Origin of the sequence: Nostoc sp. S13, assembly GCF_029379315.1 — a bacterium.
In the GTDB taxonomy this organism is placed as follows: domain Bacteria; phylum Cyanobacteriota; class Cyanobacteriia; order Cyanobacteriales; family Nostocaceae; genus Nostoc.
This window is the reverse complement of record NZ_JAQYWQ010000001.1, coordinates 150,626-160,391: the sequence shown is the minus strand read 5'-3', so window position 1 is coordinate 160,391 and position 9,766 is coordinate 150,626. Positions and strand designations below refer to the sequence as shown.

Genomic DNA, 9,766 nt, shown 5'->3' with positions numbered 1-9,766 from the left:
TTACAACATTAAGGAGAAACATTACAACGTTGGTCATTAACATTACAACATTAAGGAGAAACATTACAACGTTGGTTATCAACATTACAACATTAAGGAGAAACATTACAACGTTGGTCATTAACATTACAACATTAAGTAGAAACATTGCGTGAATCACTGACAACTCATAATATAGAAGGTGTTACATAATACTTGCACCGGATTATGAACGAACAGCGCCTACAAGCTTATTACCAGTTGATCAAAAGGTTGCTAAATTGCCCTAGTGGGGAAGAAGCAGAGATTTTAGCAGCTAATACAGAATTACTTGATGCTGGTTTTTTGCAGGCGTTGGCAGCAGTAGCAGATCATTTTGCACAGCAGGGTAATGAAAATATTGCAAACTGGTTGAGAAACCTAGCAACACAACTCACCCCAAAAACTACCCCCATCGCCCCAGACGATATAGACACTTACGATCAATTTTTAAGAGAAATACTGCAAGCAACAGCAGACAGCAACGGCGATGCTCAAGTAATTTACCCATTGCTGGCAGCAAATACCGATAAACTCAATGATATTTTTGCTGACTTATTGTGCCGTTGGGCAACAAATACCCTAGCAGAAGCGGAACCAGATAGAGCAACATACATTGCCGCAGTGATTGGTAATTTTAGTAATCTGATTCAGCAGTTTCCTTTGGGTAGCAAAGCCAACAATATGGAAATTGTGATCGCTGGCTACAAAATCGCTCTCACTGTTTACACCCGTAGCGCCTTTCCTAAAAATTGGGCAACCATGCAAAATATTTTGGCGATTGCTTACGGTGAGAGAATAAAAGGAGAACGAGCCGAGAATATTGAATTAGCGATCGCTGCTTATACTGTTGCACTTGAAGTATACACCCGCAGCGCCTTTCCTGTTGATTGGGCAGGTACGGAAAATAATCTGGGCAATGCTTACAGTAGCAGAATATTAGGAGAGAGAGCCGAGAATATTGAATTAGCGATCGCTGCTTATTCTGCTGCACTGTCCGTTAAAACCCGCAACGCCTTTCCTATTGATTGGGCAATGGCGCAATATAATCTGGGGATTGCTTACCGTGAAAGAATAAAAGGAGAACGAGCCGAGAATATTGAATTAGCGATCGCTGCTTATTCTGCTGCATTGGAAGTTAGAACCCGCAACGCCTTTCCTATTGATTGGGCAATGACGCAAAATAATTTGGGGGTTGCTTACCGTGAGAGAATATTAGGAGAACGAGCCGAGAATATTGAATTAGCGATCGCTGCTTATTCTGCTGCACTGGAAGTTAGAACCCGCAGCGCCTTTCCGGAAAAATGGGCAGATATGCAAAATAATCTGGGAGAGGTTTACCGTAACAGAATATTTGGAGAACGCGCCGAGAATCTGGAAATGGCAATCGCTGCTTGTTTTGCTGCACTAGAAGTAAGAACCCGCAACGCTTTTCCTGAAGATTGGGCAATGACACAAAATAATCTGGGGGCTGCTTACTCATACAGAATATTTGGAGAACGCGCTGAGAATCTGGAAATGGCGATTGTTGCCTATACTACTGCACTGGAAGTTTACACCTGCAACGCCTTTCCTAAACAATGGGCAACCACGCAGAATAATCTGGGGGCTGCTTACTTATACAGAATATTTGGAGAACGCCTCGAGAATCTGGAAATGGCGATCGCTGCTTATTCAGCTACACTGGAAGTCAGAACCCGTAACGCCTTTCCTGATGATTGGGCAATGACGCAAAATAATCTGGGGATTGCTTACTCTGAAAGAATGTTTGGAGAACGCGCCGAGAATCTGGAAATAGCAATCGCTGCTTATTCTGCTGCACTGGAAGTCAGAACCCGCAACGCCTTTCCTGAACAATGGGCAACCACGCAAAATAATCTGGGGGCTGCTTACCATAACAGAATATTCGGAGAACGAGGCGAGAATATTGAATTAGCGATCGCTGCTTATACTGCTGCACTGGAAGTTACAACCCGCAGCGCCTTTCCCCAAAATTATGTAGAAACTTTATTTAATCTTGGCATTTTATACCAAGGCGAAAAACAGTTTAACTTAGCTTACGATAACTTTGTGGCGGCGATAGAAACAGCAGAAGCTTTGCGAGACACAATTATTTCTGGCGAAGAAGCCAAGCGTAAGCAAGCAGAAGAATGGAACAAACTTTTTGCAAGTATGGTGGAAGTTTGCCTAGCATTGAGAAGGGACACCAAGGCAATAGAATATATCGAACGCAGCAAAACTCGCAATTTAGTAGAACTTATCCTCAACCGTGACCTCAAAACTATTTTCCCTCCAGAAGTTGTGACTCAATTAGAAAAACTTCAAGACGAAATAGCCAGTGGTCAGTATCAACTCCAAAATGGCAAAGCCGAAAATCCCACAGACTTAGCCCAACATCTCCAGCAATTGCGACAGCAACGCCAAGTATTACAAGATAGCTATTTACCTGTTGGTTTTGGCTTTAGATTTGACCAATTCCAAAAAACTTTAGAGAAAGGTACTGCAATTATAGAATAGTACATCGTTAAAGATAGAATTATCACTTTTGTTATCAAACCTAACGGGCAAGAATTAACATTTTGGCAATCACAACCAGAAGACTTTAATGCCTTAATTGATTGGAGTAATAAATATCTAAATGACTACTACAACCAGCAAGACCAATATAAAATTCAATGGCGGAATCAGCTAGAAGAACGGCTGAAACAATTAGCAGAAATTCTGCATCTTGAGGAAATCTTAGCCCCATTATCTAAAGAATGCGACAGATTAATCCTAATTCCTCATCGCTTTTTGCACCTGTTTCCTCTCCATGCTTTACCTGTCAAGGAATCATACTTACTTGACTTATTCCCCAACGGCGTAGGCTATGCACCCAGTTGTCAACTCCTGCAACAAGTGCAACTGCGTCAACGTCCTGACTTTCAATCTTTCTTTGCGATTCAAAACCCTACAGAAGACCTTTTTTATGCAGACGTAGAAATAGAAAGTATTCAGCATTATTTTCCAATTGAACAAACAACAATATTGCGTGGAAAAGATGCTAATAGAAACGCTTTAGATACAAAAATAGCAAATCTCGCAGAAGTAAATTGTCTTCACTTCTCGTGTCATGGTTCTTTTAACCTGAACAACCCTGCTAATTCTTGTCTACTTTTAAATGGTGCAATTGTTAATGAAAAACTTGACCTCAACAAATGCTTAACTTTAGGTGATTTATTCAATAAAGATTTTAATCTCAATCAATGCCGTCTCGTTGTTCTTTCTGCCTGTGAAACTGGTATAGTTGATTCCCAAAATATCAGCGATGAATATATTGGCTTACCTAGTGGATTTCTTTATGCAGGAAGTTCAAGTGTAATCAGTAGTCTTTGGACAGTTGATGATGTTTCCACAGCATTTTTATTCATTCAATTATATGAAACCTTGCAAAACTATCCAGAATTAAAACAGGGAGATATAGCAGTTGCTTTAAATAAAGCTCTGACTTGGTTAAGAAAACTGACCAGTAAAGAAGGAGAGCAGCTTTTACAGCAAATTCAGCCTTATATTGATATTATGTTTCAAGGACAAGATGATATTCTTAAAGATTTATTTATTGATGGGGCAAAAACTAAATTTAAATCTAATGCCCGACCGTTCGCTAATCCTTTTTACTGGGCAGCTTTTACAGCTATTGGTTATTAGAATCACACCATGTTTTGACACCTTTTTTAGCTAAATAAATAACAACAGGAGTAGCAATAGCCTGTGGAATTTGACCTGTAGCCGTTAAACTAGTGACAGCAAAAGTTAATAGTCCAGTCATTAACTCATCAATAAATGTTTCGTCGCAAATAAGATAACTAAACTTTTGCGCTAACTAATCTAAAACTGGGTGTGATTTAGTAATAGCAATATTATATTTAGGAGCAAGTAAATTTACAGCTTTAGTTAAATCTCCATCAGATGCTTCTATGATTTTAATTGCATAGAGAGCGTCATCTAACCCTGCAAACTTATCACGATATTCGGCGATTTCTTCTGAAGTAAGGATAATAGAGTTAGCAGTCATGTTTTTTTAATGATATTTAAGATTTTCCCAAATTAACATAATGTAGTTATGAGTGCAACTTTAGCAATTTCACTATTAGATTGACTGATTACCAAACAACCTCTTAGAGGATGTTTGAAAAATATTTTTGATAACATCAAAGCCTCCCAAACCTAACACAGTGGAACCCCCTTCCTTTGTAGGGAAGGGTTTCAAAGCCTCTCGGACTGTGGGGAAGAGGAATGGAAGCGGGGTTCTTTCGGTAAACTTTACGACTTTTCAAACATCCTCTAAAGTAGATTCTTAATTATTTCCCAATTGGTATAATTATGTGTATATTTCATTGATCGCAGAAACTATCCAAATAAAAGACATGAGCACAGGATAGTTACAAAACTTAATCCCTAACATAGTAGATGAGTACTTCGATGATCCTGATGAGGGAAACAAAATTAAAGAGTCGTTTAAACAAAGTTTATTATAAATACGGCAAAAATGGCTAGAAGGAAGACTTACTATTCCAGCATCGGAGGTGTATAAAAGGTATGAGATAGAGCATTAAATGAATTATTCTGTGAGTTTTTAACCAGAGTCTATAACTAATAACTAAATCTTTATGGCAAAAACTATTTCAATTACCGATTCCCTGGTTGCTAATCCTGTACCGAAACCAGTAATCATTCGACTAGAAAACATTTTCAAAATTTATGGTAGTGGCGAAACAGAAATCCGAGCGCTGAATGATGTCAACCTAATTGTGGAACAGGGCGAATATTGTGCAATCATGGGGCCTTCAGGTTCTGGTAAATCCACAGCGATGAATATTATCGGTTGTCTAGACCGTCCCACAGGCGGACACTATTACTTAGATAATCTCGATGTAGCCCAAATGGACGATCGCTCATTAGCACACATCCGTAATAAAAAGCTGGGGTTTGTCTTCCAACAATTCCACCTATTGCCCCAACTAACAGCATTAGAAAATGTGATGTTACCGATGGTGTATGCTAACGTAAATCCTAAAGAAAGAAGCGATCGCGCCACAGAAGCACTGACGCGAGTCGGTTTAGCAAATCGCCTCAACAACAAACCAACTCAACTATCTGGCGGACAACAACAACGAGTAGCTATCGCTCGTGCGATCGTTAATCGCCCCGTAGTACTCCTAGCCGATGAACCCACAGGCGCACTTGATTCGCGCACAACTCAAGAAGTTTTAGATATTTTTGGCGAACTAAATGCCAGTGGAATCACCGTTGTCATGGTAACTCATGAACCAGAAGTTGCCCGTCAAACCCAACGCATCGTTTGGTTCCGTGATGGTGAAGTAGTACATTCTAATCTCACCCCATCTGACTTGAGTCAGCTTGCTATGTTATAAATTCTTACTTTGCTGACTGTAACATCTATCAAATTGTGTGCTGCAATGGTGACATACAAACACGATCTGGAAAATGTTGATTGGCAGGAGATGAAAGCTACACTCAGTCAAGATAAATTCGACAACGGTAGAAGTGCTGAACAACTCAAAGCATCGTTTGCCAACAGTTATGCCACTTGTATTGCTTATGCAGGCGATCGTATTATCGGCACTGCTCGCGTTCTATCCGATGGTATTTGTAATGCTTACATAGTTGATATTTGGACATTTACGCCTTATTGTCACCAAGGAATTGCTAGCACAATGATGCGAATCTTATTAGACAAATTGCAAGGTCAGCATGTCTGTTTGTTTACAGATGATTCTATCCAATTTTACAAAAAACTTGGCTTTACCGAAAGAGAAACTTGTCTGGAGCAGATAATCGGTAAAGGGTTAGTGAATACATCATTAACAGATAGAACAGATAGCTAAATAGCAAGCCTATTTAATTTTTAAGAATTGAAAGCCCAAGATCCCCGACTTCTTTAATAAGTCGGGGATCTTGTTTTAACGGTTATGGATATGGATTTAGTCTAATTACAAACTTGAGGTTTTGCCAGTTTCTGCTTGCGTTGCGATCGGCTTGACATCCGTGTAACCCAATTCACCAGATATTGTCCGAAACACCGATATTTGCTCTTCAAATTCTAATCCTTCAATTTGCGAAAGCAAATCATTAATTTCTTTAGTTGGCTGGTAGGTACTTGGCAAATCAACCACCGTATCTCCCATAGCTACCGCCCAAGCATACCAAACTAACAGTTGATTGTTTTCTTTTATCGCCCCATAAGCACGGGAATGCTCTGTATCCTTACGGTTGACTATATCCCGCATAATTGCCAGTTGCTCCTCATCTGACAATTTGAAATAGTCTTCTGATAGAATTGGTGATAGTTCTGGTTCAGCAGCAGCTGGAGCGGCTGGAGTCACAGAGTCACCCATTTTTTTATAAACCAAATAGAACCAGGCTAATTTTGCATCGGTATCTAAGGCATTAAACGCATCCACCAAGTTTTGAGTTTCATTGCTCTGGGCTTGAGAAATATTTTTATCGTAACTTGCAGTCATAAATTTGTTTCCAAAGAAATTTTACCCGCCAAACTAAGGCTTACCACAGTTTGAGCATCAAATTCTACTACCTATAGAAAGAGTTAAAATAATTTAAAATTGCAGCTTTAATCTACCTTTTAATAGAGGTAAAAGTCTCCCGCAAGAAGCAAGAAAGCAGCACATTACTTTGCTACAATCGCTACAGCAATAAAAAATTTACCTAAGGTTTTAATTATGCCTGATGAAGAAGTGAAGCCCAATTTAAATGAAGCTTCCACCCAGGATGCACAATTAGCTGCCGAAAGTATAGCTAGTGGTGAAGAAAAAGCGCCAACGGTGGATTTTGATAAAGATTATGCAACTGCACAACAATTCAGCGTTAGTGAAGTTGATCGCACAAGTAAAGGTGGAGCAGCAGCCCAAGCAGCGACTGCACCTAAATATCAAACCTCTAAACCAGAAGAGACAAAAACCCAAACCCAGTCAACTGGCAATCCTGATGATTTTCTAGAGTTAGCAAAGGAAGTTGGCAATTCTCAGACTCAGGGTGCAACTAATGTCACTGATGATTTAGTCCAACAAGCTTTGGAAAAGGGTGAACGGAAAAATTAAGTTTTCCCCAATATTAAATAGTTAATAGTTAAATATTTAACTATTAACTATTAATTAACGACTATTCATTACTTCTAATAGTTCGCTAGGTCGCTCAATTAAATAATCTGGATTTTGCTTGGCTAGTACTTCCGGTGAGTTAAAGCCCCAAGTCACTGCAATTACTTGGATATTTGATTTTTTTGATGCTTCTATATCTCTGGTTTCATCTCCCACATAAATAACTTCTTGAGGTTTGAGTTGCCTTTGCCTCAATACATTATTAATGATCGTTGTTTTGCCAAAAATTGTAATTCCTGAGTAGATAAAATCAAATAAGTGATTTAAATCATTAATTGTAAGGAATTGCGTAACATTTTCTTTCGAGTTAGAAGTGATAATTCCCAGTTCATATCCTTGATTCTGGAGTTCCATTAATGCTTCTTTAATTCCCGGAATTGGTTTTAATTCTGGGATTTTGTTTTTTAATTCTCCTTTAACTTTTTTAACTAGAAAAGGGATCTTAAATAGAGAAACTCCTGAGTACTTAATAATTTCCCTAGATGTTAAGTTTTTGAGGAGGGCTAATTGCTCTGGACTTATGTGTCTAAAACCAAAGTCTACAGCTAGACGATTAGCAATACTGACAAGGGCATCTACTGTATCAGCAATTGTGCCATCAAAATCAAAAATAATTACTTTCGGGGTCATTCTTTCGCCTGGATGCGTCAAGATTAGCTAGGGCGTTGCGTCGTAACATTTCTGGCTTAATCCGCCGCAAGGCAGATGCTGGAAATCGTTTATCCCATTCCTGATCTGAGATTTGGGCTAATTCTAGCAGCTGGGGAGCAATATTCCCAGGATAAGGCTGAAACTCTGCAATATCAGTTGTGCTGGCAAAACGTTGATTCCAAGGACAAACATCTTGGCAAATATCGCAACCAGCAACCCAGCCTTGTAAATGGGGTGTGATTGTCTCAGGCAGTTTTTCGTCCCGATTTTCAATGGTATGATAAGCAATGCAGCGATTAGCATCCACGACAAAAGGCTGAGTAATTGCACCTGTAGGACAAGCTTGAAGACAACGAGTACAGCTACCACAGTGTTCTGTATGCGGGCGATCGCTCTCTAATTCCAAATTGGTTAACACTTCTCCCAAAAATACCCAAGAGCCATATTCTCGTGTAATCACATTACCATTTTTGGCAATCCAACCAATTCCGGCTTGTTGTGCTAATACTTTATCTTGTACTGGGCCAGTGTCTGCATAATAACGAGCTAGTACGCCTGCATCAAGTGATTTTAGCCATGTAGATAGCTGCTTGAGTTTTTTATGGATCACCTTGTGATAATCCCTTCCCCAACCATAACGGGAAATTTTGGCGTATTCGTCGCCTTCGGGACGTTGATATGCTGTGTAGTAGTTTAGCGCCACACACACTAGCGATCGCGCCTCTGGCATCACTAAGCTGATATCCTGACGCTTTGAATTAGCCATCCATTCCATATCGGCGTGATAACCCAGTTCAATCCATGCTTGTAACCTCTTTGCTGCTGTGGCATCTACCCTATCTACAGCAACAATCCCAACTTTGTGAAAGCCCAACTCCCTGGCTTTTTCTTTCACTAGACTGCTGCTTGTTACGGAATACTGATTCATTTTTTTATTGGGATTTTGCCTAAAGAAAGGCTATATGACTATACATTACTTAATCAATCGCTTTGATTAAGATTTGTTACTTACATAAAATTTTATTTATAGCCGAATGTACTACTAGGCAAAACCGTCCCTCTCCGACTCGGAGAGGGACAGGCTTAAACTAAAGTTTAAGGTAGGGAGAGGTTCGTCGAACTCACATCTTTTTCAGGAGGGTTAAGACTGCTCCTGTTGAGTTTTGCTCTAAAACTTCCATCGTGAGGAAGATTTAGCAAAATGTAGCAATCTATCTCAAAAGTGGCTTTCTTTTTACCTATTTTTGTATTGAAATTAATATTCAGCTAGGATGATACAGGTAATTTTATGACCTCTGCTGAATTTATCTCGCCAGCGCAGTTGAAAGAAGAATTCCAGATTGAGGGAATTACAGAACCAAGTATACTGCGTTATTTTGAAACCTTAAATGCAGTAGAATTTGAGACAACTGCTGCCTTATTTGCGGGAAATGGTGTGATGCGTCCACCATTTGAATCTGATATTGTGGGGACAGATGCGATCGCAGCCTACTTAAAACAAGAAGGCCAAAACATTAAAGCTTACCCCAACACCGGAATAGCTGACACTTTAGAAAATGGTGATATCCAAGTCCAGGTAACAGGCAAAGCACAAACTTCCTGGTGTAGTGTAAATGTTTTGTGGCTATTTATCCTCAACCAACAACGGCAAATTTCCTATACCAGAATCAAACTTTTAGCTTCTCCCCAAGAGTTACTTTCTTTAAAGTCAGTTCAACCGGGTACATAGTGTCAGCCTAATTAGTCGAATCAAAAGACCTATTCCTCTCCGACGCCCTGAGTAATAGGTTTGTCGAACTCACATTTATTTACATCGTCAAAAGTAGCAAATAAGTATAATGGCTTAGGCAAGGTCTAATAATACCCAAAACAAAATCTAGTTATCTAAAATTCGGATAAATCACATGACTTGAAAAATA

10 protein-coding genes are annotated in these 9,766 nt (G+C 39.4%); 6 read left to right on the top strand and 4 right to left on the bottom strand.

Features of this window, described 5'->3' with window-relative positions; genetic code table 11:
- The first annotated feature begins 207 nt into the window (after positions 1-207).
- Together PUQ00_RS00720 and PUQ00_RS00715 are read left to right on the top strand one after the other, a co-directional pair.
- The gene (locus tag PUQ00_RS00720; RefSeq protein WP_300412142.1) at positions 208-2,535 is read left to right on the top strand and encodes a tetratricopeptide repeat protein; all 2,328 of its coding nucleotides are present in this window, start codon (positions 208-210) and stop codon (positions 2,533-2,535) included.
- Between the two features lie 3 nt (positions 2,536-2,538).
- Complete coding sequence (locus tag PUQ00_RS00715) at positions 2,539-3,705, top strand: CHAT domain-containing protein (protein WP_366145943.1); 1,167 nt, start codon at positions 2,539-2,541, stop codon at positions 3,703-3,705.
- A gap of 175 nt (positions 3,706-3,880) precedes the next feature.
- Here PUQ00_RS00715 and PUQ00_RS00710 read toward each other — a convergent pair whose 3' ends face one another.
- Positions 3,881-4,072 carry a hypothetical protein gene (locus PUQ00_RS00710; RefSeq protein ID WP_300412139.1) on the bottom strand — a complete coding sequence of 64 codons (192 nt, stop codon included), beginning with the start codon at positions 4,070-4,072 and terminating at the stop codon, positions 3,881-3,883.
- A 595-nt stretch (positions 4,073-4,667) separates the two neighbouring features.
- Here PUQ00_RS00710 and PUQ00_RS00705 point away from each other — a divergent pair.
- On the top strand, positions 4,668-5,432 hold the full coding sequence (locus PUQ00_RS00705; RefSeq protein WP_300412136.1) for an ABC transporter ATP-binding protein: 765 nt from the start codon (positions 4,668-4,670) through the stop codon (positions 5,430-5,432).
- Between the two features lie 45 nt (positions 5,433-5,477).
- On the top strand, positions 5,478-5,906 hold the full coding sequence (locus tag PUQ00_RS00700) for a GNAT family N-acetyltransferase (protein WP_300412133.1): 429 nt from the start codon (positions 5,478-5,480) through the stop codon (positions 5,904-5,906).
- 105 nt (positions 5,907-6,011) lie between these two features.
- Here the strand turns inward: PUQ00_RS00700 and PUQ00_RS00695 are convergent, their stop codons facing one another.
- Positions 6,012-6,542 carry an orange carotenoid protein N-terminal domain-containing protein gene (locus PUQ00_RS00695; RefSeq protein WP_300412130.1) on the bottom strand — a complete coding sequence of 177 codons (531 nt, stop codon included), beginning with the start codon at positions 6,540-6,542 and terminating at the stop codon, positions 6,012-6,014.
- Between the two features lie 216 nt (positions 6,543-6,758).
- Between PUQ00_RS00695 and PUQ00_RS00690 the strand changes: the two genes are divergently transcribed.
- Positions 6,759-7,136: a hypothetical protein gene (locus PUQ00_RS00690; protein WP_300412127.1), complete on the top strand. Its 378-nt coding sequence runs from the start codon at positions 6,759-6,761 to the stop codon at positions 7,134-7,136.
- A gap of 54 nt (positions 7,137-7,190) precedes the next feature.
- Here PUQ00_RS00690 and PUQ00_RS00685 read toward each other — a convergent pair whose 3' ends face one another.
- Together PUQ00_RS00685 and queG are read right to left on the bottom strand one after the other, a co-directional pair.
- Positions 7,191-7,826, bottom strand: coding sequence for an HAD-IA family hydrolase (locus PUQ00_RS00685; protein ID WP_300412125.1), 636 nt, complete (start codon positions 7,824-7,826; stop codon positions 7,191-7,193).
- Positions 7,801-8,775: a tRNA epoxyqueuosine(34) reductase QueG gene (gene queG / locus PUQ00_RS00680; RefSeq protein ID WP_300412122.1), complete on the bottom strand. Its 975-nt coding sequence runs from the start codon at positions 8,773-8,775 to the stop codon at positions 7,801-7,803. Before queG ends, PUQ00_RS00685 begins: the two co-directional genes overlap by 26 nt.
- 360 nt (positions 8,776-9,135) lie before the next feature.
- On the opposite strand from queG, the gene PUQ00_RS00675 reads away from it, so the two are divergent.
- On the top strand, positions 9,136-9,576 hold the full coding sequence (locus PUQ00_RS00675; protein ID WP_300412119.1) for a ketosteroid isomerase family protein: 441 nt from the start codon (positions 9,136-9,138) through the stop codon (positions 9,574-9,576).
- Positions 9,577-9,766 lie beyond the last annotated feature (190 nt).

Coding starts and splice junctions, on each gene's coding strand:
- PUQ00_RS00675 (WP_300412119.1), top strand. CDS start 9,136: ATGACCTCTGCTGAATTTATCTCGCCAGCGCAGTTGAAAGAAGAATTC.
- queG (WP_300412122.1), bottom strand. CDS start 8,775: ATGAATCAGTATTCCGTAACAAGCAGCAGTCTAGTGAAAGAAAAAGCC.
- PUQ00_RS00720 (WP_300412142.1), top strand. CDS start 208: ATGAACGAACAGCGCCTACAAGCTTATTACCAGTTGATCAAAAGGTTG.
- PUQ00_RS00705 (WP_300412136.1), top strand. CDS start 4,668: ATGGCAAAAACTATTTCAATTACCGATTCCCTGGTTGCTAATCCTGTA.
- PUQ00_RS00685 (WP_300412125.1), bottom strand. CDS start 7,826: ATGACCCCGAAAGTAATTATTTTTGATTTTGATGGCACAATTGCTGAT.
- PUQ00_RS00710 (WP_300412139.1), bottom strand. CDS start 4,072: ATGACTGCTAACTCTATTATCCTTACTTCAGAAGAAATCGCCGAATAT.
- PUQ00_RS00690 (WP_300412127.1), top strand. CDS start 6,759: ATGCCTGATGAAGAAGTGAAGCCCAATTTAAATGAAGCTTCCACCCAG.
- PUQ00_RS00700 (WP_300412133.1), top strand. CDS start 5,478: ATGGTGACATACAAACACGATCTGGAAAATGTTGATTGGCAGGAGATG.
- PUQ00_RS00695 (WP_300412130.1), bottom strand. CDS start 6,542: ATGACTGCAAGTTACGATAAAAATATTTCTCAAGCCCAGAGCAATGAA.